Origin of the sequence: Methylosinus sp. KRF6 (genome assembly GCF_018887255.1) — a bacterium.
Taxonomy (GTDB): Bacteria; Pseudomonadota; Alphaproteobacteria; order Rhizobiales; family Beijerinckiaceae; genus Methylosinus; species Methylosinus sporium.
This window is the reverse complement of record NZ_JAHLJF010000001.1, coordinates 3,297,094-3,323,320: the sequence shown is the minus strand read 5'-3', so window position 1 is coordinate 3,323,320 and position 26,227 is coordinate 3,297,094. Positions and strand designations below refer to the sequence as shown.

The 26,227-nt window shown below is 61.5% G+C and carries 21 protein-coding genes; 11 read left to right on the top strand and 10 right to left on the bottom strand.

All coding sequences use genetic code 11. From position 1 onward, the window contains the following. Position 1: 1 nt before the first annotated feature. The 3 genes from KP010_RS15660 to groL form a co-directional block, all read right to left on the bottom strand. Entirely contained in the window at positions 2-937 is a 936-nt protein-coding gene (locus KP010_RS15660; protein WP_216281114.1) for a hypothetical protein, read from the bottom strand. Beyond that, a complete protein-coding gene (locus KP010_RS15655; protein WP_253203904.1) occupies positions 927-3,389 on the bottom strand; it encodes an AAA family ATPase in 2,463 nt (820 codons plus the stop codon). The genes KP010_RS15660 and KP010_RS15655 overlap by 11 nt, the downstream gene beginning before the upstream one ends. A gap of 70 nt (positions 3,390-3,459) precedes the next feature. Beyond that, positions 3,460-5,085, bottom strand: a complete 1,626-nt coding sequence (groL, locus tag KP010_RS15650) for a chaperonin GroEL (RefSeq protein WP_216281110.1) — start codon at positions 5,083-5,085, stop codon at positions 3,460-3,462. 352 nt (positions 5,086-5,437) lie between these two features. Between groL and acsA the strand changes: the two genes are divergently transcribed. The 10 genes from acsA to KP010_RS15600 all read left to right on the top strand — a co-directional run bounded on the left by acsA (position 5,438) and on the right by KP010_RS15600 (position 13,511). Then, a complete protein-coding gene (gene acsA, locus KP010_RS15645) occupies positions 5,438-7,213 on the top strand; it encodes an acetate--CoA ligase (protein ID WP_216281107.1) in 1,776 nt (591 codons plus the stop codon). Beyond that, complete coding sequence (gene pdhA, locus KP010_RS15640) at positions 7,210-8,199, top strand: pyruvate dehydrogenase (acetyl-transferring) E1 component subunit alpha (protein WP_216281105.1); 990 nt, start codon at positions 7,210-7,212, stop codon at positions 8,197-8,199. The genes acsA and pdhA overlap by 4 nt, the downstream gene beginning before the upstream one ends. After that, positions 8,196-9,191 (top strand): alpha-ketoacid dehydrogenase subunit beta, encoded by a 996-nt coding sequence (locus tag KP010_RS15635; protein ID WP_253203645.1) that lies wholly within the window; start codon positions 8,196-8,198, stop codon positions 9,189-9,191. The genes pdhA and KP010_RS15635 overlap by 4 nt, the downstream gene beginning before the upstream one ends. Next, positions 9,188-10,354, top strand: coding sequence for a dihydrolipoamide acetyltransferase family protein (locus tag KP010_RS15630; RefSeq protein WP_216281103.1), 1,167 nt, complete (start codon positions 9,188-9,190; stop codon positions 10,352-10,354). Before KP010_RS15635 ends, KP010_RS15630 begins: the two co-directional genes overlap by 4 nt. Further along, a complete protein-coding gene (locus KP010_RS15625; RefSeq protein WP_216281101.1) occupies positions 10,351-10,608 on the top strand; it encodes an acyl carrier protein in 258 nt (85 codons plus the stop codon). The genes KP010_RS15630 and KP010_RS15625 overlap by 4 nt, the downstream gene beginning before the upstream one ends. Positions 10,609-10,812: 204 nt before the next feature. Continuing rightward, on the top strand, positions 10,813-11,232 hold the full coding sequence (locus tag KP010_RS15620) for a DUF2267 domain-containing protein (protein ID WP_216281099.1): 420 nt from the start codon (positions 10,813-10,815) through the stop codon (positions 11,230-11,232). Between the two features lie 12 nt (positions 11,233-11,244). Further along, complete coding sequence (locus KP010_RS15615; protein ID WP_216281097.1) at positions 11,245-12,408, top strand: CapA family protein; 1,164 nt, start codon at positions 11,245-11,247, stop codon at positions 12,406-12,408. 78 nt (positions 12,409-12,486) lie between these two features. After that, positions 12,487-12,900, top strand: coding sequence for a DUF3775 domain-containing protein (locus KP010_RS15610; protein WP_216281095.1), 414 nt, complete (start codon positions 12,487-12,489; stop codon positions 12,898-12,900). 46 nt (positions 12,901-12,946) lie between these two features. Then, positions 12,947-13,183 carry a hypothetical protein gene (locus KP010_RS15605; protein ID WP_216281093.1) on the top strand — a complete coding sequence of 79 codons (237 nt, stop codon included), beginning with the start codon at positions 12,947-12,949 and terminating at the stop codon, positions 13,181-13,183. 31 nt (positions 13,184-13,214) lie between these two features. Then, on the top strand, positions 13,215-13,511 hold the full coding sequence (locus KP010_RS15600; protein WP_216281091.1) for a GYD domain-containing protein: 297 nt from the start codon (positions 13,215-13,217) through the stop codon (positions 13,509-13,511). Between the two features lie 31 nt (positions 13,512-13,542). On the opposite strand, the gene KP010_RS15595 is transcribed toward KP010_RS15600, so the two are convergent. Continuing rightward, positions 13,543-14,238, bottom strand: coding sequence for a TIGR02206 family membrane protein (locus KP010_RS15595; protein ID WP_216281089.1), 696 nt, complete (start codon positions 14,236-14,238; stop codon positions 13,543-13,545). Between the two features lie 102 nt (positions 14,239-14,340). On the opposite strand from KP010_RS15595, the gene thpR reads away from it, so the two are divergent. Continuing rightward, entirely contained in the window at positions 14,341-14,937 is a 597-nt protein-coding gene (gene thpR, locus KP010_RS15590) for an RNA 2',3'-cyclic phosphodiesterase (RefSeq protein ID WP_216281086.1), read from the top strand. Between the two features lie 173 nt (positions 14,938-15,110). Here thpR and KP010_RS15585 read toward each other — a convergent pair whose 3' ends face one another. The 6 genes from KP010_RS15585 to KP010_RS15560 all read right to left on the bottom strand — a co-directional run. After that, positions 15,111-15,620, bottom strand: a complete 510-nt coding sequence (locus KP010_RS15585) for a GNAT family N-acetyltransferase (RefSeq protein WP_216281084.1) — start codon at positions 15,618-15,620, stop codon at positions 15,111-15,113. Positions 15,621-15,625: 5 nt separating this feature from the next. Then, the gene (locus tag KP010_RS15580) at positions 15,626-15,925 is read right to left on the bottom strand and encodes a DUF1778 domain-containing protein (RefSeq protein WP_216281082.1); all 300 of its coding nucleotides are present in this window, start codon (positions 15,923-15,925) and stop codon (positions 15,626-15,628) included. A 418-nt stretch (positions 15,926-16,343) separates the two neighbouring features. Continuing rightward, on the bottom strand, positions 16,344-17,102 hold the full coding sequence (locus KP010_RS15575) for an HNH endonuclease (RefSeq protein WP_216281080.1): 759 nt from the start codon (positions 17,100-17,102) through the stop codon (positions 16,344-16,346). A gap of 11 nt (positions 17,103-17,113) precedes the next feature. After that, complete coding sequence (locus KP010_RS15570) at positions 17,114-19,087, bottom strand: hypothetical protein (protein WP_216281078.1); 1,974 nt, start codon at positions 19,085-19,087, stop codon at positions 17,114-17,116. Next, positions 19,071-23,945 (bottom strand): Eco57I restriction-modification methylase domain-containing protein, encoded by a 4,875-nt coding sequence (locus KP010_RS15565; protein WP_216281073.1) that lies wholly within the window; start codon positions 23,943-23,945, stop codon positions 19,071-19,073. Before KP010_RS15565 ends, KP010_RS15570 begins: the two co-directional genes overlap by 17 nt. 3 nt (positions 23,946-23,948) lie before the next feature. After that, the coding region (locus KP010_RS15560; protein ID WP_216281072.1) for a DEAD/DEAH box helicase at positions 23,949-26,227 on the bottom strand (2,279 nt) is incomplete at its 5' end.

Genomic DNA, 26,227 nt, shown 5'->3' with positions numbered 1-26,227 from the left:
CTCATGGATCCGCCCACTTGCTCTGCTCTCTCGTCGAGACTGCGGCGCGGCTGGTCTGATCGCCTGCATTCGGCGGACGCGACAAGGCGTCGGCCGCAGCAGTCGGACCCACCAAAATGATGGGAGATTGCCTCATGGAGGCAATCACGAAAGGGTCCATGTCCCCGTGTGCATTGTCCGGTGGGCGCGTCAACACGATGAGACGCTCTTGCACTCCCTCGGCGGCCGACAGAAAAGCCAGCTCGTCGAGCCTCACGAGCGCCACGAACTCTGTCTTCGCCCAGTGGCCGCCAACCATTTTCGCAGCGTGCAGAATCCCTTCACGCAAACCGGAGTCGTTCGGCCCGAGTATGACCAGCCGCTCCTCGGCGGCGCGCGCGACCGCCGCTGCCACGGAAAGGCCCTTGTCCTGTGGCGTCCCCACGAGCGCCAACACGGGCCCTCTCTTCCGCCCGATCCGCCGAGGCACAAAAATCGTCGTCGCCGAAAATCCAGGGACGAGCGCTGGCTCCGAATAATACGGAGCCAATCGCTCATGCGGGTCTCTCGGCGCAACCACCGCAAGGATGTCGCCGGGGCGCGCCAAGCTTGGCAGACTCGACATCGGTTCATCATGCAACACTTCGAAGAAGCTCGCCACACCGAGCCTTTGCGCCGCCCGGTCCAACAGGCGTCGGGCGCTCAGCTCTGCGAGTTGCATATCCTCGGCTAGGCGCTCCGCTTCTATCGGGCGCCATTGACGTCCGATCAGTTGGAACTCCCTCGCCTCGAGGAGCGCCCCGATTCCGCTGACCGCGCGGTCTTCCACGAATATGCCCTGAAGAACCGCGCCCAGAAGCCAGGCCAGCTCCGCCACGACCTCGACGGCATCCCTGTCGATCGCGCCCGGACGGAGGCCGAGGATGATCCTTTGAAACAGCGGAGCTTCAACCATCATCCGATTCCGAACGTTCGGCCAACCTTTCCTCCAGAGCGACGCGCCGCGCCGCCGCGAAGAACTTCAATCGGTCCTCGACCAATCGGTTGACGCTGCCTGTCGGATAGGCGCCATTCGCGTCACGTTCGCCCGCCATCTTTCCGAACAAAACCGCGACGCCTTCATCGATCGTTTCGATAGGAAAAATCGCAAATCTTCCTGCAGCGCACGCCTCGACGACGTCCTGCCTCAGCATGAGGTGCTGGACATTCGCCCTTGGAATTAGAACCCCTTGCCTCCCAGTCAAGCCGCGCGCGCTGCAGACGTCGAAGAAGCCTTCGACTTTTTCGTTCACGCCGCCGATGGCCTGGATTTGCCCGCGCTGGTTCACCGATCCCGTTACCGCCAAGTCTTGGCGCAATGGAATCTCGGCGATCGCCGACAACAGAGCGTAAAGCTCGGCCGAGGACGCGCTGTCGCCCTCCACCCCGCTGTACGACTGTTCAAAAACCAGACTCGCCGCCAGAGACATTGGCGCATCCAACGCATATCGGCCGGCAAGGAATCCAGACAGGATGAGAACGCCTTTCGAGTGCAGCGGCCCACCCAACTCGACTTCGCGCTCGATGTCGATGATCTTGCCGAGCCCCGGACGCGCGCGACAGGTGATGCGCGTCGGCCGACCGAACGAAAAGCCGCCGAGGGCTATCACGCTGATGCCGTTGACCTGCCCGATGCATGAGCCGTCCGTATCGATCAGCGCTATGTCGCGCAGGATCGCCTCCTTGCTGCGCTCATGAAGTCGGGCAGCTCGCCGAATTTGCTGTTCGATCGCCTGCTCGACGTGCTGATGCGCGACGATTGCACGATTTTCCCGACCGGCCGAGAAATCCGCCTCTACCATCAGATCGTCGATCTTTTCGATCAGCAGGGTGAGTTTCCTCGAATCCTCGGCGAGACGGCCGGCGTGTTCGATGATGCGTTCCACCGCTTTGCGATCGAAGGGCCTGAGCTCGGCCTTCTGAGCGAGAGAGGAGATGAGCCGCGCCATCACCGCCTCGCTGCTCGGAGATCGATCGAGATCGTCGTCAAAATCCGCCAAGACTTTGAAATAGCGGGAGAACTCTTGATCCAACGCGCTGAGGAGATAATAGAGGATACGATCCGAAAACAAAATGATCTTGAGATCGAGCGGAATAGGATCCGGTTCGAGCGAAACGGTCGTCGTCAGACCGATGAAATGCGCCACATCTTCTATGATGATCTTGCGTTGCAGCAGCGCACGTTTCAGAGCCGTCCAACTGAAAGGTTCGAGCAGCAGGTTACGCAAATCGAGAAGGAGGTAGCCGCCATTGGCGCGGTGCAGCGAGCCCGCCTTTATCAATCTGAAGTTCGTGACCAGAGCGCCTTGCTGCGATATGTACTCGATACGGCCGCACAGATTAGCCAAGGTCGGATGCGCCTCTTCGACTACCGGCGCATTCCGGTCTCGACCCGTTCGGGATACGAGAATGTTGACCTCGTATCGATCGAACGGTCCGCCCGGCCTCAGACGCGCGCTCTCGACGGCCTCTTCGGGCAAACCCGCGACGAAGAGCTGTGCATTTTCGATCAAATCGAGACGGATCATCTCGAGGTGCTCGAGGACCCGCGGAAGATCGCGCAATCGCGCCTTCGCTTCGTCGATCGTCTGTCCGACGGCGGCCTGTACCGTCACTCGCTCCAACTTCCGGATTTCGTCGCGACGTTGCTTTTCCCAGCGCGGCATCGCGCGCAACGTCTCCTCCAGTTCGGGGGCGATTTTCTCGATCTCCGCTTGCGCTGCACCCCTTTCTTCTTCCGGCCAGGAATTGACCTCTCCAGGCGGGACGACCCTTCCATCTCGCATCGGGACGAGCACGAAGCCCATGGGCGTGCGCAGGATGCCGACGTTTTGCGCATTGGCCTTGTCCCTCAGAGCGGCGAACGCTTTCTCCTGAGATTGATGCGCCTCTTCGTCGATCGCGTTACGCCGTGTCTGGAACTCGCTACTCTCGAATGCGGCCGGCAGGGCCGCTTGCAAATCTTCGATGAGCGCATGCAAGACATCTCGCACCTCCGACGCTCGCCCCGGAGGCAATTCAATCGCCATCGGCCGATGCGGCTGCGAGAAATTATTGACGTAGATCCAGTCCGATGGCGGATGTCGCGTCGAGGGCGCGGCTTCCGCGACCAACGCCTTTACGGTGTGCTCCATCCGTGCGCCTTCGACGCCGATGACGCACAGGTTGAACCCCTTCGCGCGAATTTGCGTCCCGAAACGGATTGCGTCCAGCGCCCGCGCTTGTCCCGCCGTCCCGTCGAGCGGCTCCAAATCGGCCGTCGTTTCGAAAGCGAGCGCCGACAGATCCGCATGTCGGTAGAGCCGATCCGGCGTCAATGGCTCTATGTGCGGTGCCTGCATCCCACGCCGCGCAGATGGATCGAGCGCCATGGTCACGTCTCATCCGAGCCGCGGCGCAATGGTCGACTGGGCGAGGCTCGGCAGAATTGTCGACGCGCAGTCATTGCAGTCCGACTTCCGATTTGCCCGCGCTTGCGGTTTCCATTTCCGGAATTTCGGTCAATGTCGCCTCGGTGAGGAGGAGGACGCTCGCGACGGACACCGCATTCTCGAGCGCGATGCGCAAGACCTTCACCGGATCGATAATCCCAGCCGCGACAAGGTCGACATATTCCTTGCGCGCCGCGTCGAATCCAAAGTTGCCGTCGCCCTCCAACATCTTGGAAACCACGACGCCCCCGTCCACCGCCGAATTTTCGGCGATCTGACGCGTTGGCGTTTCGAGCGCGCGCTCGAGAATTCGCAACCCGGTCCTCTCGTCTCCCTCACATTTTCTCTCTTCGGCCACGAGAGCCTCGATGCAGCGCAGCAATGCGAGTCCTCCACCCGGCGCGATCCCCTCGGCCATGGCCGCCTTGGCGGAGCTTATCGCGTCGTCGAGCGCCTCCTTCTTCGATTTCATTTCGGATTCTGTCGGCGCGCCGACGCGAATGACGGCCACGCCGCCGGATAATTTGGCGAGGCGTTCCTCGAGCTTCTCGCGATCGTAGTCGCTCGTGGTTTTCTCGATTTCGCGACGGATCGATTGAATGCGCCCGTCGATCTGCGCCCGTCCGCCAGCGCCGTCGATGATCGTTGTCGTATCCTTGTCCACGACGACGCGCTTGGCGCGCCCAAGTTGCGTGATCGTCGCATTTTCGAGCTTCAACCCCAAGTCTTCCGAAATCACCTGCCCTCCAGTCAGGACAGCGATATCCTGCAGCAGGGCTTTTCTCCGCTCTCCAAATCCAGGCGCCTTGACGGCGCAAGTCTTGAACACGCCGCGAATGTGGTTGACGATCAGAGTGGCGAGCGCTTCGCCTTCGATGTCTTCGGCGATCAGGACCAGAGGGTGCGCGGATTTGGCGACCTGCTCCAGCAAGGCAATGAGGTCCCGCAATGCTCCAATCTTGTGATCGCAGAGTAGAAAATAGACGTCCTCGAGCACGGCTTCCATATGTTCCGGATCGGTGATGAAATAGGGAGAAACAAATCCTCGATCGAATTGCATACCCTCGACCACGTCGAGAGACGTCTCGGTCGTCTTCGATTCCTCGACCGATATGACGCCTTCGGCGCCGACCTTCTCCATGGCGCTCGCGACCAATTCGCCAATAGCGAGATCATTGTGCGCCGATATCGCTGCAACCTGCGCCTTTTCTTGCCTCGTCGTGATGGGACGGGCGAGGTTGCGTAGCGTGTCGATCGCGACTGCGGCGCCTCGATCCAGGCCGCGCTTGATATCGATGGCGCTCGCGCCGGCGACCACATTCCTTACGCCTTCGGCGAAGATGGAATGCGCGAGAATGGTAGCGGTGCTGGTTCCATCGCCGACGACGTCCCCCGTTTTTTCGGCGGCTTGACGAAGCACCCGCGCGCCGAGGTTTTTCTCGGGATCTTCCAGATCGAATTCCTTCGCGATGGTCACGCCGTCGTTGCAGACGATCGGCGCGCCCCACGACTTTTGAATGAGCACCGACTTGGATTTCGGTCCGAGCGTGATGCGTATGGCGTCGGCGAGTTGGGACGCGCCATCGAGAATTTTTTCGCGGGCCGCGAATTTGAAGAGAACGCGTTTGTGCGCCATCCTGACCTCCGCATCTCGAGGCGTCACGGCAGACGTCGCCCCCGCTCTCCGCCCGATCCACGCTGCTTGCCACATCAATCTGGCAAAGCCGGGCGAAAACTCACCCTGAGCTCCGTTCTTTGAAAAATCGTCCCTCGAACCAGATCGGCAAGGCCATCGCTTGCTCTTCGATCGTGAAAATCCGACGCCGGACTTGATAAAAATCAAGGCAGCGATCGCTCCGCCTCGGTTGCCTCGACGCCGACTCCGACTTGCGCCCTTGACGACTGCTGCCTACACTGTTTCGAGCGACGGTCGAACAGTCAGCGTCCTATGAGAATTCGCACCGGGGCCTTCGGTTGCGGAGGACGATATGCGGGTTCACGATGACCCCACACGCTATGCGCCAATCCGCAAGGACAAGGCGTCGCTTGCCGTTGCGCCAAACCTTTCCGACTACCGCTCCGTCTGCGCCGAATTCACCTGGGCGTCGGCGCGCGCAATGCTCGATGGGCTTCCGGGCGGCAAGGGATTGAACATCGCGCACGAAGCCGTGGACCGTCACACCCGCGGTCCGCGCGGGACGCGGGCGGCGCTGCGTTGGATCGGAAAAACCGGCGAACGCCGAGACTACACCTACGGCGACTTGGCCTCGGCCAGCAATCGTTTTGCCAACGCCCTGGGCTCGATGAGCGTCTGCGCCGGAGAAACTGTCTTCATATTGCTCGGACGGGTCCCCGAACTCTATGTGGCGATGCTCGGCGCGTTGAAAGCGAAATGCGTCGTATCTCCCCTTTTCTCGGCCTTCGGCCCGGAGCCGATCGCGACCCGAATGGAGATCGGCTCCGCACGCGTGCTGATCACGACCCGGTCGCTCTATCGGCGCAAGGTCGAGGCGATGCGGGGACGCCTGCCGAAGCTCGAGGTCGTTCTCGTCGATGCCGATACCGACGAAGAACAGACCCATTCCTGGGACGGATTGATGCGCGCGGCGTCGCCCGAATTCGAGATACCGCCAACCGACCCCAACGACACGGCGCTTCTGCATTTCACCAGCGGCACCACCGGCCGGCCAAAGGGAGTCCTCCATGTGCATGAGGCCGTCGTCACGCATTACGCGACCGGGTTCTACGCCCTGGATTTGCACGAGAACGATCGCTTCTGGTGCACGGCGGATCCGGGATGGGTCACCGGGACGAGCTACGGCGTCATCTCCCCACTCGTGCATGGGGTGACCAATGTCGTCGTCGAAGCCGAATTCGACGCGCCGACATGGTACAGCGTTTTGGCCGAGGAGCGTATCAGTGTCTGGTATACGGCGCCCACCGCCATTCGCATGATGATGAAGCTCGGAACGGCGGCGGTGAAAGACTATGGCATCTCGGCGCTGCGCTTCGCCGCCAGCGTCGGCGAACCGCTGAACGCCGAAGCGGTGGTCTGGGGCATGGAGGCGTTCGGCCTGCCGTTCCACGACAATTGGTGGCAAACGGAAACCGGCGGCATCATGATCGCCAATTACGCCTCCGAGGACATCAAGCCGGGATCCATGGGCCGGCCGCTGCCTGGCATCGAGGCTGCAGTCGTCAGACGAAAGGCCGACGGCTCGGTCGAAGAGGCCGCGCCGGGCGAAGAAGGAGAGCTGGCGCTCGCGCGGGGATGGCCGTCGATGATGCGCGGCTATCTTCATGAAGACGAGCGTTATCATAAATGCTTCTCCGGCAAATGGTATCTCACCGGCGATCTCGCCCGCAGGGATGCCGACGGCTATTTCTGGTTCGTCGGCCGCGCCGACGATGTCATCAAATCGTCGGGCCATCTCATCGGCCCCTTCGAGGTCGAAAGCGCGCTCATGGAGCATCCGGCCATCGCCGAGGCCGGGGTCATCGGCAAGCCCGATCCGGTCGCAGGAGAGATCGTGAAGGCGTTCGTCGCCTTGAAGCTCGGATACGAACCAGGCGAAGCTATGCGCAAGGAGCTTCTCGGCCATGCGCGCAAGCGGCTCGGAGCCGCAGTGGCGCCGAAGGAGATCGAATTTCGCGCCAATCTTCCCAAGACGCGCAGCGGCAAGATCATGCGCCGCCTGCTCAAGGCGCGCGAGCTCGGCTTGCCGGAAGGAGATATTTCGACACTGGAGAGCGACGAGCGATGACGGATCACAAGGTTCATCTCGACCACGCGCATCTGCGTCATCTGCTGAAGTCGATGATGCGCATCCGGCGCTTCGAGGCCAAATGCGTCGAGCTCTATCAGGCGCAGAAAATCCTCGGCTTTCTGCACCTCTACGATGGCGAGGAAGCCGTCTCCGTCGGCGTGATGGAGGCGCTCTCGCCCGAGGATGCGGTAATCGCCACCTATCGCGAGCATGGACAGGCGCTGGCGCGCGGGGTCGGCGCCGCCTGTCTGCTCGCGGAGATGATGGGCAAGCTCGAGGGATGCTGCCGCGGCCGCGGCGGCTCTATGCACATGTTCGACCGCGCTCGCCGTTTCTATGGCGGCAATGCGATCGTCGCGGGCGGCCTCCCACTCGCCTTGGGAATAGCTCTCGCGGACAAGACTCTCGGCCGCGCATCCGTGACCGCTTGCTTCTTCGGTGACGGAGCGGTGGACGAGGGCGAATTTCACGAGACGCTCAATCTGGCGCAACTCTGGCGTCTTCCAATCCTCTTCATCTGCGAGAACAATCTCTATTCGATGGGCATGGCGCTCGAGCGCGCCGAGGCCGAGACGAATATTTCCCGCAAAGCTGCCAGTTACAACATCGCCAGCGAAAGAGTGGACGGCATGGATGTCGTCGCAGTGGAGAGCGCCGCTCGGCGCGCCATCGAAGCGATCCATGCCGAGAGCGTTCCTTATTTTCTCGAATGCCAGACCTATCGTTTCCGCGCCCATTCGATGTTCGATCCGCAACTCTACCGGTCGAAGGAAGAGGTCGAAGCGTGGCGCAAGAAGGGACCGATCGTCCGGTTCCAGACATGGCTGGAGGCCAATGGACTGATCCGTCAGGACGAGATCGTGGCGATGGAGACGGAGATCGACGCGGAGCTCCGCTCGGCCGTTGCTTACGCGGAGAGCGGATCGCTCGAGCCCGTCTCGGAGGTGGACCGCTTCCTCACCATGGAGGAGATTCCCGCATGAGCGAGACGGCGGGAAACGCCATGACCTATCGCGAGGCCTGCAAGCAGGCGCTGCGTCAGGCTCTGCTCGCCGACCCTCGGGTCTTTCTCATGGGAGAAGACATCGGGCGCTATGGCGGATGCTACGCTGTGACGAAGGGGCTTCTCGACGAATTCGGCGAGGAACGCATTCGCGATACGCCGCTCTGCGAAAGCGCCTTCGTCGGCGCGGGCATCGGCGCGGCGATGGCGGGCCTGCGTCCGATCGTCGAGATCATGACCGTCAATTTCAGCCTGCTCGCGCTCGATCAGATCGTCAACAACGCCGCCACCATCCCCCATATGTCGGGCGGCCAGTTCGCGATTCCGCTCGTCATCCGTATGGCGACGGGAGGCGGCCGGCGCGTCGCCGCCCAACACTCGCACAGTCTCGAAGGATGGTACGCGCATATTCCGGGTCTGCGCATATTGACCCCCGCCACCATCGAGGATGCGCGTTTCATGCTGCTCGCCGCGCTTCGCGATCCCAATCCCGTTCTCATCTTCGAGCATGTGATGCTCTACAATGCCGAGGGCGACATCACTCCCGAAGTGAGCGAGGTCGACATCGACCGCGCCAGAGTCCGGCGCGCAGGACGCGACGTGAGCCTCATCGCCTATGGCGGCGGCCTGTTCAAGACGCTCCAGGCGGCGGACATGCTCGCGTCTGAAGGGATCGACGCCGAAGTGGTCGATCTGAGGGTCTTGAGGCCCCTCGACACGAAAACGATATTCGACTCGGTGACGAAGACACGGCGTTGCGTCATTGTCGACGAGGGCTGGCGCAGCGGTTCGATCTCCGCCGAGATCGGCATGCGCATCGCGGAGGAGATATTCTTCGAGCTCGACGCGCCCTTGCGCCGCGTCTGCGGACGTGAGGTCCCCATGCCCTACGCCCCGCATCTCGAAGACGCCTGCCTGCCGCAGCCCGCCTCGATCGCCGCGGCGGCGCGCGAGCTCGTTCGTCCGTCATGAGCGATTATCGTATGCCCGCGCTCGGCGCCGACATGGAATCCGGCACTCTCGTCGAATGGCTGGTGAAGCCGGGGGACCGCATCAAATCGGGCGACATCATCGCTGTCGTGGAGACCCAGAAAGGCGCGATCGAGGTCGAAATTTTCCAGGACGGCGTCGTCTCGACCATTCTCGTGCCGGAAGGAGAGCGCGTTCCCGTCGGGACCGTGCTCGCCCATATCGAAACGCCGGGCGCCCCGCCACAGGAAGTCTCTCCTGCCCTGCCCGCAGCGCCGCCAGCCCCTGCCGTCAAGGCTGTCACAGAGCCGAGACCAGCCAAAGCGCTCGCGCCGGCCCGCAGCAAGATTACGCCCGCAGCGCGTCGTCGCGCGACGACGCTGGCGCTCGATCTCACGAAAGTGAAGGGTACCGGCGTCGACGGCTCGATTTGCCTCGTAGACGTCGAGGCGGCGATCGGCCCCTTCCGCGCAGCGGCTCCGGCGGTGAAGCGAGGCCTCGATCTCGCGGGGATGCGCAAGGCGATCGCCGCCGCGATGAGCCGTTCCAAACGGGAGATCCCGCACTACTATCTGAGCGAGACCGTAGATCTGCACGCTGTCACCGCTTGGATCGAGCGCTTCAACGCAGAAAAGCCGCCGATCGAAAGAATCCTGCCGGCCGTTCTCTTCCTCAAATCCGCCGCCCTCGCCCTACGCGACTGGCCACAGCTCAACGGCGTATACGAGAACGGCGCTTTCGTTCCAGCCACTGGCGTCCACGTCGGATGGGCGGTCGCATTGCGCGGCGGCGGCCTCATCGCCCCCGCCATTCGCGATGCGGACAAGAAGTCAGTCGCAGAATTGATGGCCGCCATGCGCGATCTCGTCGAACGCGCCCGCCGCGGCAGCCTGCGCAGCTCCGAACTCACCTCCCCGACGATCACCGTCACGAGCGTAGGGGATCGAGGCGCCGAGACGGTGACGGGCGTCATCTATCCGCCGCAAGTCGCCATCGTCGGATTCGGTCGCATCGTAACGCGGCCATGGGTAGCCGATGGGCGAGTGGAGAGCCGCCCTCTCGTGACGATCAGCCTCGCCGCCGACCATCGGGTCACCGACGGCCATATCGGCGGCCTGTATCTCGCGGCAATCGCGCGTCTCCTACAGGAGCCAGAAAAGCTATGACGGATGCGGATATCAGAGCGCTCATTCTCGAGTTGATCTGCGAGGTGGCGCCGGAGGCCGACCCGACGACCGCGAGCGATCGCGACGATATACGCGATGTATTCGACCTCGACTCGATGGACTTCACGAATCTGGTCGCGGCAATCCATGAGCGAACGAAAATCTCCATACCAGAAGCCGACTACAACAAGCTCTTCACGCTGGAGAGCGGCGTCGCCTATCTGCGGGACGCGCTCGCGCGGTCGCCATCATAGAGCGCTTTTCGATCGAACGGAATCGTTCGATCGATCAGAATTCGCTCTAAAGAAAGAAAGCTAGAGCGCCATCCGATCCGACTGGATCGGATGGCGCTCTAGCGAGCGGCGCCGGGAGTTGCCGGCTCGAACGCCGGCTATAGATGGTAATTTCGCCATCGGCGCCCGCGTCGATGAGAAACCGATCTGGCGAGGTAATCGGTCGTGACGGACATTCGAGAATTCGACGCCGCGGCCCGCGCCGCCGAACAATGGATCGACGATCTGCAACGGCGCCTCGGGTGGCGCGATCGCGAGAAGGTGTATTCCGCCTTCGTCGCGACACTGCACGCCCTGCGCGATTGCCTGCCTGCTCATGAGGCGATCTTCCTGGGAGATCATCTAACGGCATTGCTGCGCGGACTTTACTATGAGGGCTGGCGCCTCGCCAAATACAGCTCCCTCAGGAGCCGCGCCGCATTCTTGGAGCGCATTCGCGAAGGCGTCCATCGCGATCCGGGCGTCGACGCCGAGCATCTCGCCCGCATGGTTCTCTCGTTTCTCGCCGAGCGCTTGCCGGCATCCGAGCTGGAGGACGTGCGAGCCGTGACGCCGAGAGAGCTGCGCGCTCTTTGGCCGACGTGAGAGGCGCAAGCGATGCCGTCCTCCATCAGACTGTTCCTCTGCGGAGACGTAATGGCGGGAAGAGGCATCGACCAGATTTTGTTCCATCCGTGCAACCCTCGGCTCTACGAGTCATATGTCGCCTCGGCGGAGGACTATGTCCGCCTCGCCGAAGACGCCAATGGGCCGATCCCGAGGCCCGCACCGCCGGACTATATCTGGGGCGCCGCGCTAGAAGAACTCGAGCGCGCGCGTCCCGACCTTCGCCTCATCAATCTCGAGACGAGCATCACCCGTAGCGAGACCTATTTTCCCAAAGGCATAAACTACCGCATGAGTCCAGAGAACGCAGGCTGCCTGCTCTCGGCCGGCGTGGATTGCTGCGCCCTCGCCAATAATCACGTCCTCGATTGGGGTCGCGCCGGTCTGCTCGACACGCTCGAGACGCTCGAGCGCCTGAACATAAAATCGGCCGGCGCCGGCCGCAGCCGCGCCGAGGCTTGGGCGCCGGCGGTCTTCGATATTCCCGGCAAAGGACGCGTCCTCATCTATTCTTGCGCCTCCGTCACCAGCGGCGCGCCGCGCAGCTGGGCCGCGACGCCCGAGGCCGCTGGAATCGCTGTGCTGCCGAGTTCGACGGAAAGGAGCGTCTCTCTGCTCGTCGACGAACTCTCACGCGACCGGCGCGAGAACGACGTCGTCGTTCTCTCCCTGCATTGGGGGCCGAACTGGGGCTACGACGTCTCGGAGGATGAAAGGCGCTTCGCGCACCGGCTGATCGACGAGGCGCGGATATCCGTCCTGCACTGTCATTCCTCTCACCATCCAAAAGGAATCGAGGTCTATCACAATCGCCTGATCCTCTATGGCTGCGGTGATTTCTTGAACGATTACGAAGGAATTTCTGGCTACGAGGAATTTCGAGGAGACCTGTCGCTGATGTATTTTGTGGAAATCGAGCCGACGAGCGGCGATCTGATCGCGCTCGAGATGACGCCACTGCAAATCAGGCGCTTTCGACTGAATCGTCCATCGAGCCTCGACGTGGAATGGCGACGACGCACGCTCGACAGGGAGAGCCGGAAATTGGGAGGCGCCACGATAGAGCTCGGAGCAAGCGGAAGACTCGCGCTCGCCTGGAACGACGAACATGTTCGAGGCGTCGCCCCGAGCACACGCTCCGCGACTTCGCTTTGACTTCGTCGCAGGCCTTTCTATTTGTGCCGGGATGAACGGCCCACCCAGATCGCGCCATGGCAAGAAGCGAGAACGCTCATGTTGACGGAATTGAGAAGCGACCAGGCGCGGTTCATCGCACTCTTGGCAAAAACTGCGCGTCTTCAGCGAGACAAGTTCCTCGGCAATGTCGCCGAAGAGGATTTGAATGAAATCGAGCCCAGCCGTGGCGAACATAACCCGACCGCGTCGCTCGGTTTCGACCCGTTGGACTCCGGTTCCGAGCAGATGAAGTCTCTGCGAGCGGCGATCGACGAACTGACGCCGACCGCCCGCACCGAATTATACGCGCTGATGCGGATCGGCCAGGGACATCTCGCCGCCAGAGACTGGGCTCGAGGCTTTTCCGACGCGACTCTGCTGGACGAGTCGACGATCACCGCTACGCTCTTGGACGATGCGGACCTGCACGATCACCTGATCAAGGGCCTGTACGAGACTGGAACAGCGTGACGAGCCGAGATCGAGATTTGAAGGATCCGCAACAGAAGAGGCCGACATGGAAAGCGCAACGTTTCGTCGATGGCTGGCCGAACGCGGCTGCACTTTCGACGCCGGGAAGGACACGGTCAAAGCCCATGGCCACGCCTATGTCACCGTACGTCTGGGCGATCGCCGGGCGACGCTGCCGGACGTTGGCACTCGCAGGGCGCTCGATCCGAGGGTCGTCCGACAAGTCGTCGACGAATTGGGTTTGAACTTCGGCGAACTGCCCGGCCCGGCGTCGCGCGCCTGACATCGCATCCGATGCGCGGAGGAGTTCGGACATGCAGACCTTCATCATGTTGACGCGCCTCAGTCCCGATGCGGCGAGATCGCCACAAGCGCTCGAGCAGCTCGAGCACAAGGTGATGGAGAGAGTGCGCAAGGATTGCCCCGACGTCCAATGGCTCGACAGCTACGCCATTCTCGGTCCGTGCGATTACCTGGATATTTTTCGGGCGAAGGACGTCGAAGCGGCGAGCAGGGTGTCCACTCTGATCCGCACATTCGGACATGCTCGGACGGAAATATGGTCCGCCACCGAGTGGAAGAGATTCAAAGAAATCGTTCGGGGCCTTTGAAGAAAGAAACGGCTGGTCCAGGGACGCGGCATCATCGCCGTTTCAATCGGTCGATGATGAAAAAGGGCGCATAATAGAGCAAGGTCGATGCGATCGCGAGCGTAGCGAGTTGAACGATGTAGTACGGCCAAGGCGCCAGGTAATCGAGAGCCGACGGCTGGCTCGGCTTCGCACGCAGATAGCCGAAGTTGGCGTCGAGCAGGAAATTCGCCGTCATCGCGGCCACGAGATAGACGACCGACCAGATGAGGACGCGAACGATCGACATCGGAACGGGACGCATTCCCATACAGAGAGTCGCATAGAGCGCCGCCGTGATCACGCCGCCATGCGATATGAAAAAGGTGATGAATCGAGGATCGGGAAATCCATACGCGAGATCCGGCGTAACGAGTGCCTGCAGCGTTCCGCCCATGGCCCAGAAGTAACACAGCTCATATGTCCATTGGTTCGGATAAGCCAACGTGATCACCGCTGCGATGGAGGCCCAGTCGCAAAGATGCATAGGCGCAACACTCTCGACCGTGAGTTCGCCCTCGCAGTGCAAGAGGAGGATCCTGAACGTACGATTGCCGACCAATAGAGCGACCAAGGTCCAGCGAATGATCTTCGAAGCCGAACCAGCCGCGTCTCGTCGAGCGACTGCGCTCAGAACCAGCGGCGCACTGACGGTCAGCAAAATGGCGCCGATATGCGCCGAACCGAAACGGGTGAATGAATCAGGCATGAATTTCGGCGGCTGGGTCGTGTGGCGAACGTCGATTGGCTTTCAGGTCAGACACTGTCCCTCGTCGAGGCCGCAGAGATTGCGCGGCGCCGGAGGTCGAGCATGAACGCGACCGACAGCTCCGCCGGCCCGATGCGCGTCTTTGCGGGCCTCAGGATCGCGCCGGAAATCTCTCACACTCTCGCCCAGGACGCCCGAGTTCTGGAGCAATCGGCGGTTCGGCTCGTGGCTCCCGCCGATATTCACCTCACCCTCGTTCCCCCATGGAACGAAACGTCGATCCAGGACGTCGCCGTCAGACTACAAACGGTGGCTGAAGGATTTTGCCCGCTCAGTTTGACGTTCACGCGACTAGGTTACGGCCCTCGACCGGAACGGCCTCGTCTTCTGTGGGCAGAGTGCGCCGGCACGGACGAAATCTCGACGTTGCGGAAAGCGCTGCTCGAAACTTGTGGACAGAGCGACGAGCGACCGTTTCGTCCGCACGTGACGCTCGCCCGGATTCGAGGGAACGGAACCGCTATCGCCAGACGACATCCGATCGAAAGGATCTTGTCGCTCACCCAGGAAGTGACGTCCATCGAGCTATTCAAATCCCCGCCCGCTGGCGAGAGAGGCTATCAAATTCTTGCTTCTCTGCCATTGTCCGCAGTGCGCGTCGGTCAAGGCAACCGCGCTAAGCACGACGTAACCAATTAATGTTATTAGCTAATGATCCAGATCTTGGTTGCAGGACCCGCAACACCCAATTCTTGCGATTGGCCGAAGGCGTGATACTCCAAACTCGCTCGTAACATTGCCAAGATTCGAGGCGATGGTCCTGGGGAATGATGAAGGCCCGAACGCACCAGCGCATAGGACGCACCCGGCCCTCAGTTTCGCGCCTTGGCAAAGGAAGCGGCGATATCGACAATTGAACGGAATAGCACAAACGGGTCGTCTCTCGACGGAAAGAAGCCGCGTCGGCGCCAGAACGCTGCAGCCTCGATATCGACGGCTTTGACCATGAGTGCGCGGCCCCCGACGAGCGCAGCCGCCGTTACACAGCGTTCGAGGGCATGCTTCACTAATCCAGTTCCAATTCCATGGCCCGCCCAGCCGATGTCGGTCGCGAGTTGGCCGAGCAGAAGGCACGGCACGGGATCAGGCGGCTGTCCAGTGCGGATGAATCGGGGCAGCGCATTAGGAACGACCGCAGTCGGCGCGAGCCCGTAATAGGCGACGACACGGCCCGCATCATGGACAACCAAGACAGCCGTGAAGCCCTTCTCCTGATTGGAAAGCGCTCGGGTCTTGAGCCAGTAATCGAGAGACGACTTTCCACAGGAGAACTCGGACACATCGTGGGCAGCGGTCAGCGGTTCGGGAGCCGAGAGCGCCACGACATTCAGCTCTTCGCGACGTAATCTGACTCCCAGGGCGCAGGCCGCTTCGCTAGTTCCACCATTTCGGGAGCCGGATTGACCGGCCCGGACAGGACCGCCATGAAATCGGCGAAGCCCTCGGGGCTCATTCGAACCAGCCGATTCTCCATCAACACTTCCTCGGCCGCACGAACAGCAGCCTCGCGCACGAAGTCCGTGCGCGACCGCCCCCGCAGACCTGCAGCACGATCGATTATCGCAATATCGGCCTCTGGAAGGCGCATCGAAATCGGGTGTTCCTTGCGTTCAGCATTAGCGGCCATAGGCGCTCCTTTTGATAGCCTAACGTAGTGCATTTTGCAATACACTGCAAGGACCCCATCGTGCCATGCCGCTCACTTCGACCCAGATCTCAGATTTTGCCCTGCCGGGACACCGCAACCTTGCCAAGGTTGGGGTCGAGGGTTCGAATCCCTTCGCCCGCTCCAAAATAACTCAAGAAAATTAGAGCGTTATGAACGGGCCGCCGAAAGGCGGCCCTTCGCTTATTTGGCTTGGTGTCCACATGGTGTCCACGACGTCGATCCCCATCTCCCATCCCAGTCACTGCATCGCCTCGCGTTCAGAACCCTCGGCCGCTCTCAAGGGGCATCTGGGTATATCCCCGCCCGCCGCCCGCCCGCTCTTCTAAAAACCATCGCGACCTCGCAGGTTCCGTCATTCAGAATGTCGCGCGATACGCTAAGATAAAATTTGCGCTCGCTCACGGTGGCGGGCAAGCCGGCGACGATGCTCGTCCGTGAGCGGAATCGGCGATTCCCAGCGAAGTTCGAAACGCGCTTTCTCGCTGAGACTGGGCGAGAATTCGGGCCTGCCCTGGTCGTCGAAGCTCACGAGCGCCCGATCGAATGCGGCGTCCCACAGCGCAGAAAGGAGGAGCCCGTTGTGCACGTCGAGCCGCTCGGCATCGCTTTGGCAATCTGCCCAGGGAATGATGTGCGAGGCGCGGAGCAGGGCCGGGTCGGAGATTCCGGTCAGGGGACATCGCCCTCGCCAATAATCCATCAGGCGGTCGCGAAAGATGTCCTGCCCGATCCGCTGCAGCACGAGTCGTTCAGCCTCTGTCGCGCGAGGCAGCGCCGCCACGCGAAGCTCAAACTCCCGTAGCGGCGCATCCGGTAGGCAGACCCCCAGTTCATAGACACGACGCAACACCGCATAGAGCGCGCCGAGCGTATCGAAGACGAAACGGGCTCGTCCGGGGCCCGGAAGATTCGTTTCGGGGATGTTGAGTTCTTGGATGACGCCGTGGTGGTCGAGGGCCAGGCACCACGGCCCGGACGGCCCCGTGGCCGCCAGAAAGATTGTACCTTTTGCCGTGGTCGATCCGAAGGCCCTCCAGCCCGCCTCTTCCCCCATGGTGCGGCGGAAGCCGTTCTGTGAGGCGGCCTTCTGGCATTCCTCGCGGACCACAAAGGATTGGGGCGATTCGATCGTCATCGAAGCCGGGCTCAAATGTCCATTGCAAACAGGCGCTTCTCCGCTGGCGTCGAACTCATCAAGAGGCGGACATAGTGATCGCCCCGGAGTTCGGTCGGCGGAGCCGTCGTGGTGGTGATGATGTATTGGAAGCACGGCGTTTCTGCCTGCTCCTCCCATTGATGCACGAGTCTGAACAGGCCGTCGTAGAGCTGACCATCCAAGTCCGCTTCGCGCGGACTATCGTGTAGAAGGAAGGCGGGCAGATCCGCCTTCTCCTCGACGGCCATATGCAACGCAGCAAGGTCGAACGCGACGATCTTCAAGGACTCCAAGGCAGCCGTCGATACCTCGCCTCGGCCTGAGAATTCGGCGTCGACCTTCAAACCGTGGCCATCGAGCTTGATAGAGCCCGCCACTCCGTCGGGAAGCCAAGCAGCCATGATCCCTTGATACCTCTCCTCAAGCGTTCTGATGGCCGCTCGCGCTCGCGCACGTCCGTCGTCCAATTGCGCACGAACAGCCTCAAGCTCCGCGGCCCCTGGGGAGCTGGGTTTCGCGACCGCGTGGCGTTCTCGGAGCGATCGCACGTCATCGAGCGTGCGCCTTGCCCGATAGACGCGATCCTGCACCTTCTTCGCGGCTGCCTGTGCGGCGCGGCTCGCGGTATCAGCTGCCTGAGCCTCCGTCTCGAGTGCTTTTTGTCGGGGACCAAGTTGCTGAATAAGGGCGTTGACCCGTTTCGCCTCCAGCTCTGCACTATGTGCCTCCGCCTCCAGGTCGGTGGCTTTCTTCTGCTTGTCCGCAATTACGGCCTTCCGGCCAGCTAGGTCACAGGGTTCAAGCGAAATCCCGCATCCCTTTGCCTTGACCTCATCTATGTCGACCCCGCAGACGGGACAGACCCTGATCCGTCCGTGAGAGAGGTCTATCTCATCTGAACTCGCTTCAGAGCGGTATCGTTCAGCCGCACCCCGTTTGAAGCGCGCGTCGTTCTCCAATTGATGACGTTTCGCGGCTAACGCCTCGTGCTCCTCATTGAGCGCTTTTTGGCGCGCGAAGATCGAACCGACGTCCGGCGGTTTCAACAGATCGCTTCGCATCGCCTCGGCCAAAGCCGCTTCCGCCAGCGAGACCAGCCCCTTCTGCTCAATCGTGTCGTCGAAACCCACCTCGTCACCAACGCCCAATGCAAGCCTCACGGCGTTCAGGCTGTCGACATACCGTTGTTGCTGGTAGGCTTGACGCCTCCGCTCCTCGTCGACAGCGGCCATAAGCTCCCGTTCTCGAGCAGCGGCCGCGCGCTCGTCGGCATCCAAAGCACGTAATGCGAGTCGGACCATGGTCAGTTTGGCTGTCTCGCCAATCACCTGGGCGCGCGAGCGAGTTTGAGTCTGCGATGACCGCCAAGCGAGAATGTCGGCCAGACGGCACTCCTGATCGCGCGTCAACCAGGCCCGGAGCACGTCCCAGACGTTTTCACGGCCCACGTCAGGCGGTGTGACGCCCACAATTGTCGAGAAGAAAAGATCAGAGATCACGGGATCGATCGATGACGAATCAAAGTCTCGATGTCCCCGTACGATTGCGTCCTCGATAGAATCGACTCGCGCGACAAACTCACCGCCCGGCAGCCCCAATGGCCGCACGGGGACCCAGCACAGCCCGTCGATCAGAATCTCCGCTGCGATGAAGCCGTTCGGAAGCCGTGTCATGAGGCGTGATCGCTGGGTGTCCGTGGCGTAGCCGAGCTCCCCCAAACAGGCCCGTAGCAAGCGACAGAAAGTCGTCTTGCCGCTGCCATGCGCCAAGGCGCGGCTGCCGCTGCTCGACATGTCCGGCGTCCAGACGATGTTGAGGCCGGGTTTCAGCGGCACGTTGCGAAGTAGGGTTTGCCGGTCCTCGAAGATCGCCAAACGACGGATCCAGAGCCGAGGCCCGGTTCGGCCCTTCGGCGCGACCGGCGGATGAATCACCGGGGTGAACAGGTCAGCCAATGCGGCCACTTCCGACCCTCCAGTAGATCACGTTGTCTTCCGGAGCAACGGCAGCCGTCAGGCGACCGACATCAATGTTCCGCACGGCGCGAATTACGAACGCGGCGCGTTGGGCATCGGCGGAGGCGGCTTGTAGCCCGTCCGGACTAAAATGCCGGCCCCTTGCCCACGTCCCATCGGCACGCTCCTCCAATTGACCTGAGGTCCGCAGCGTATCGAACATAGACTTCCACGCCGCGTTGATCGCTGGCCGCAGTCGGACTGCCCCGCGCGTCGGCGCCGGCTCTGCCTCGTCGCCGATGAGCCTGATCCATTGGTTCCGTTCGCCACCCGTCAGCTCGGGAGTCAGCCAAGCCGGCTCGGCAAGACTGGCAATGACGAAGCGTACGCGTTCGCCATCGTTCGTCGGGTCCATCTGCCAAAGCGCATACTGAGCTGCGTAGCGGAGGCGATCTCGCGGCTGGACGCCAACCGGCCAAGCCCAAGCGCCATCAGCGAGGCCTTCGAGAGGCGGCAAGATGACTGATGCATGCGGCAAGACCGCCATTTTATCCGCTTCCATCCGTTGCCATGACTCGAGCACCAGACGCTCGGTCCGGTACTCGCCGTAGAGGCGAATTTCCTTTTCCTTCAAAACGCGGAAAGTTTCGGATGGATAGTCAGCACCTTTGGCCTTGGCCGGGTCGAGCACATATTGCAGTTCATCTTCAGTGAGGCCGTATTTCCGGGCGAAGAAGACATCGAGTTCGGCGCGCAATTTGGCGCGGCGGTCTTCGTCCCAGGCGAAAGGTGCGCCGGGGTAGCCAAGATCCGCCGCCCAAGGTTTCATCGCGTTGCTTGTGTAGGTCAACTCCAGTACGCGCGGCGTGATGAAGGCAAGATCGTCAGCCATGAAGTCGCAAGGGTGAAGGACGGGGAGCTGCTGGGCTATGAAAAAATTGAGATGGGTCCCTCCCACCTTATGACGCGCTGAAAAATCAAATACCATGCTTGAGAGCATGCCAACGAAAGCTGCTGCCATCTTCCCATCGACGGGCTGCCCGAGATACCAAATCGGCAAGTTGTTACCGACACCTACTTTGGGAAACACACCGCCAACTACAGTTCTCTCGGCAGAATTATTCGTAATGTCCCGCCAACCTATGAGCCAGCGCGGTTGCTTCGCCTGGATTAGGAGTTCAGCGAGAGTCAATGCATCTTCAGGTCCCTCGCCGATAAGTGTAAGATCATTCTGATCGAGTGGCGTTTCGCGCTGCATCTCTGATCCGTTAGCCTGTGTTTTGGGATCAATGAGGAAACGCTCGGGCGATGACTTCAATACCTCACGCCAATCTTGCGCGCGACCGAACAAGCGGAAGAGGTCAGCCTCCCGCGCCGGTCGTCCTTCCAATGCAGGTATCGCCCCGGCGAGCCATGTGACGAAGATTTTGAGCGCAGCCGCGTGGGCGACTTCCCGCGGATCCACATCCGCCTTGCGTCGCCCTTTCCCGCCCCCGCTCAGCGAAAGGCGGATAGCACTTTTCAATGCCGTAGGGACACGTGCAGAACGGAGAAGGACTTCTTCTTCTGGTACCCAGTACCAGGGATCAGGCTCGAAGCTGACATCAAGTTTTTTCGAAGACTGCACCTCTGGTAGCGCACCATCCGCGGGTCTTTCAGCCAAACCAAAGAAGGAACCAAAACGGTGATCGAAGTGATGAATCATCTTCGCTTCGTAAAGCGGGACTCGACGTTTGAGGGCCGTTGGCGTTTCCCGCAGCCAGTCGGTACCATCGCGCTGCCAACCTTCCGCTTCCATCTCCGTCAGCGTTCGGAAGTGGCTAGAATCGTTTGACATATGGAACATCGTTTGAAACGTGATGCCCCAAGGGTTGATATCGCCGCCTTGCTCCTCGTTGCGTTCCTCGATGAGCACTAGTGCTCTAGAATAGATCTTTGCCGCTAGCTTCGCATCGGCGCGGGAGCGAAAAACAGGTGCTGTTCTGGTATTGGGGTTGATATGAGCGATTTCTTCTTCTGTTAGCTCGAAACAGCGCTCCAGGTCGTCAATCTCAGCTATGTTCTTTATGTCAAAGCAGAACTGAGCGGCCTTTGACCGACCACCCAAGCAAATGATACAGAACGATTTTCTGTCATCCGTTCCCTTGAACCACCCTCTAATTTCATAGAAACTAAACAAGGATTGGAGCTTATTTCTTGTGATGAGATGGCCGAAAAACTCGGACGTTGAAGAGTCTGTTGCAATTCCAGTTGGTACGAGCACGCCCGCTCGGCCCCCTGGGTTGGCAAGACGGGAAAACAGCTCCGCGAAAAGAGCGTAAGTGTTGACGTCGCCCCGTCCGGTGAGCGGATAGCGCCCTGAGGATCTGGCAAATTCGCTTGCGGCTTCCGCTGTGCGCTTTGCGAAGACGAAATCCCGCCACAGCCGGCCATCGGCGCTGTCAGAATCCGCCTGTTCCAAAGCGTCGATCAGCTTTTGACGCTCCGCCTTGTTGGGCGCGCCCGCAATCGCCGGCGAGCGCGCGGCGAAGAACTCTTGCTCCTGAAGCTTGATGCGCTCCCATGGCGGGTTGCCGATGACGACGTCGAACCCGCCATCGCGCTCCATGACTTCAGGAAACTCGATGAACCAGTGGAAGGCGTTCACCTTCTCGGATGTCAGCGTTGCGCCGTCACGCAAATGTTCGGCAGGCACTTCACCGCCCGCCGTCCGCCACACATGTTCGGTGAGCGGCATCGCGTCCGCGCCCGCCGGCCCAGCGGCTTTCGGCGTGAAGAACGCGGCCATGTAGAAGCTCGCCGAGATGAAGAGATCGCTGGCGGTTTTCAGGCGCCGCCAATCTTCCGAGCCACGCATGGCCTCGAAGACCTGCGCCTTTGCCTCAACGCTCGCGAGATCGTCCTGCGCCATCTCCTTCAGCTGGTGATCCCGTTCCGCAAGAACTTTAGGCGGCGACCAGTTGTCAAAAAGCTGCGGATGCCCCTTCGCCCTATCGCGCTGCTCCCTATTGAGGCGCGCATAGCGTCGAGAAAGTTCCTTGTCGTCGCCGGTCAACGGCTTGTAGGCCTCGTCCGGCAATCCTTCCCGCAGCATCGCGCGGTCGAAAACACCGATAAGGCTATCGCCGCAGCGAATTTGCGCGTCGAAGAAAGCAAGCGGCCGACCCGGATCCAATGCTTCGATCCAGAGCGCGACCTTGGTCAACTCGACCGCCATGGGATTGCGGTCGACGCCAAAGAGGCAGCGGCATGTGACCTCGCGCAATGCATGGCGAAAGTCGTCGGCCGACGAGATGCCGCCTGTGCGATGGCGCGCGACGCGAGTGGCGATACGTCCGGCCGCCGCGAGCAGGAAATGACCCGATCCGCACGCGGGATCAATTACGGTGAGTTTTAGGAGCTCTGCGGCGGGATCGTCGGCCTGCGCTTCCTGCTCGTCCAACACTGGATCGAGGGTCGTGTCGAGCAGGAGCTGCACCAGACTATCGGGCGTATAGTAGGAACCGGTCGTCTTGCGCTGATTGCCTCTCTGCTCGGCCGCTTCCGACGCAAAGCTCAGCGTCTTGCCGTCGTCGCCGAGCTGCGGCTGGAGCTCGAGCAAAGACTCGTAAACCGAGCCCAGCTCCTCGGTCTTCATGTCGCGCCAGTTCACCGGAACCATCCCGGCTTTGTCGGAGAGCCAGGACAGACGGTAGAGCGCCTCCATGAATGCCCGGTTGCGCAGCCGAGCGGTTTCCAGATGCGGCAACATGTCGGCGCCGAAGAGACCGCCAAGTGCAGGAAGGTCGAGCGCCGGCTGGCCTTGGGCGAGGGCGCGGAAGACGATCTTGACGGCTTCGAAGCGGTCGTGATGCTTGTCCCATGTCGCCGCGCGAACGCATTGCGGGCGCAGCGCTGCGAGGCTGTAGCCCTCGGCATAGAGCTTGCGCGCGGCAAGTTTCTGCGCCCGCTGAGGATCATCTTCGTCGATGCGCGGATGCAACAGCTCTCTGTCCTCGGCCACCATCAGGAAGATCAGGCGATAGACGAGGCGCAGAAGTTCGTTGAACCATTTGGTCAGATCGATCGCGCCGGCTTTCAGCTGGTGGGCGAGATCCGGGTTGGCTTCGAGGAAACCGGAACCGAGCGCCTTCAGCGCGATTTCCACCTGGGCCGCGAGCCGATCGCGGGCGGCTTCGCCTTCGCGCGCGCCGGCTTCGCGCCAACGTTCCAAAGCACAATCCGTCGCCGGTACGCCGTTCGCGCCGAACCGAGTGCGGTGGATCAGCGACCAGAGGACAGCGAAAGAGGCCGCGTCCTCATTGGTGAAGATCGCCGCAAGGTCGGCTTCGATATAGGTCGGACGGGTGAATGAGGGGTTGTCGCGCATGAGGCGAATAGCGGCCCCATTCGTCGCCAGCCCCCAAAGCGCATCGTCATTGTCGTTGAGATAGTCTTGAAGCGCGAAAGCCGGGGACCGCGAACGATCGGTCGAGAGCGTCGGGCTACGCCGGTCGAGCTTGTCTTCGGCGCGCGGGACGACGACGACGGGCACACGTCCGCCAGCGAGGAACGAGATGACGCCATCGGCTGGGACGAGATCGTCGAAGCCGAAGGTTTCGGCGAGGAAGCCACGCACGAAGCGCCGCGTCGCCTCGACTGACGGGTTCTGCAAATTCGCGAAGGCGTCGAAATGAGCCTGGCCGACGCGGAAGGCCGTCGAAACCTCCTCGCGGATCGTCAGTCCTTTCCGAACGCGGTAGTCCTCCTCCGTCTGCTCCGCAGCTTGGCGGCGGTCGATGCTGGCGATCATGGCCGGCGCGATCAGGTTCCCCTCCAGCGTCAGCGAGGGCCAGGCCGACATATCGGTGATGGGCTTGCGCGCCATGGCTCAGGCCTCTCCCGGCATGAGCACGAACAGGCCGATCACATCGGGCGGCAGTACGGCCTCCACGGTGACTCTCGGGGCGGATCCCGACGCGGCGCGGAGGCGAGCATGGTCGGCCATAAGTTCTTCCGCGCGCAGATGAACGAATTCAGCGATCGGCCCTTCGAGCAAGCTCGGCAAGTCCTCCTTTGCTTTGGCGATGAACCTGTCGCGGGCGACGGGTGCGAGATTGGACGTTGCCGGCGTGTTGATCCATTCCCGAGCGGCATCACCTGCGGCCACGATTTGGCCGCTCTGAATCGCGACGAGGACTGCTTCTTCGGCCAGCAGAAGCCGCTCCTTGCGGGCATGGACGGTCAGTTTGAACCGGATACGCAGGACAGCAAGCCGGGTCAGTTGCTGGACGGCGGTGGTCGGCCAGGCGCCGACCCGGCCGATGCCGAGACCGGACAGGGATTCCGGATCGAGCGACGCCTCGACCAGCGCTTCGGCCAGTGTCGCCGTCAGGGGATGTGTCCTGGTCAGCAGCGCGGTGCCTGACGGCGCCGGCTCGGCCATTGCCAGCCGCACCGATCCGGTGAGTTCGTACTCAGCCAAACGCTCGCGCAGACCGGCATCGAGATCGTCGACATGAGCCAGCAGCACGTTTTTTCGAGTTTCGAGTGGCACACCGAAGCGCGCCATCGCCCGTTCGACGAAGAGCCTCGCATCAGCAGGCGAGCCGAGCAGCGTCCGGACCTTCTCCCATTCCGGCGCGACTTCCTGCGGCTTCATGGCGTTCTGCGCAAAACGCGCCCGCGATCGTTTTTCGTTTTCGGAAGCGTCACGCCAGCGCGCCTCCATGACATTGACTCCGTCGTCGAGGCAAAGATCGAGCGTGAGCTGACGGGGCACGCCGCGCCGCAGCATCATCGAGGCCATCAGCGCATCCGTCACCGGCCCACGCTCATCGGGCAGCGGCACGGTCACGCCAGTCGCCTTGCGAATCTCCTCGGCCTTACGAAGAATGACCTCGAGCACCGCCCCATCGATGGCGCTGTCCGGAGAGAACATCATGATCGATCGAATGAGTTCGGCCGGCTGGCCGAAGCGATCCACTCGCCCTTCGCGCTGCTGGTGCCGGGTCGGGTTCCACGACAGGTCGTAGTGGACGACCGCGTCGAAGAGTTGCTGAAGGTTGATGCCTTCGGATAGGCAGTCGGTGGCGACGAGAATGCGCTGAACCTGTTTCTGCTCGTCGACGGGCGCCATGTCGGCCACACGATCACGACGCTCGTCCGGTGTGAGAATTCCCGTTATGGCTTCGATGAGCAACTTCGGGAACGCCTTGCGTAGGCCATCACGGACATGCTCGGCCGTCGCCAGATAGCGACAGAAGATGACGGGATTTGCACCCTTCTTGATGAGAGGCGTCAGCGCGTCGATCAAGGCGGCCAACTTCGGATCGGGCTTGTCGACCAAGTCCTGGGCGCGCCGCACCAATGCGAGAAGCTCCGGATCGGCGTCAAAGGTCGTACCCGGTTCGAGATCGACCGCGTCTTCATCGTCCCCATCATCGTCATAGATTTGAGGCTCCAGGCGATCGCTCTCGTTCGACATCCGATTCCGCAGCGCGCTCACCGCTGCCGCCGGCGAGGATCCGACACAGCGCATTAGCGCCAGCGTGCCCCAGAAGGCCAAGCGCCGCTCGCGTTGTCCGGACGCAGCTCTGGACACGATGTTGAAACAGTAATCGATCACAGCTTCCTGAAATCCGCGATGGCCCTCGGACAGACGATAGGCAAATTCCTTCGTCTCATGCTTCGGGAAAGCGCGGTCTTCGTCCCAATCCCCTGAGGTAAGATCGATACGGCGTCGCTGTACAAAGTGCCGGGCCAGACGCTCGCGATACCGCGCTTCCTCGAAGTTCATCGACGCAAATGATGAATCGATAAGGGAGAGAAGCCGCGCGAAAGCCTCTTCGTCCCCGGAATGCGGTGTCGCGGTCAGAAGGATCATCCGCCGTTCGGGATTCAGGGAAAGTCCCGACAGAAGCTCGAAGCGTTGCTGCCGGCCTTGGTGCGTGCCCACGCAAGCATGGGCTTCATCGACGATGACGAAATCCGGGCAGGCGCGCGCGAATCCTTCACGGCGTTTCTCGGCCTTGATGTAGTCGAGGCTGACGACCGTGAAGGGATACGCTTCGAACAGCGTCTGAGCGAGCGGCAGGCCTCGTTCCAGCCGACTCGCTGTCGATTTCCGTCGAGATTTGACCCAGGATTTCCATTGAGAAGTGACCCGGG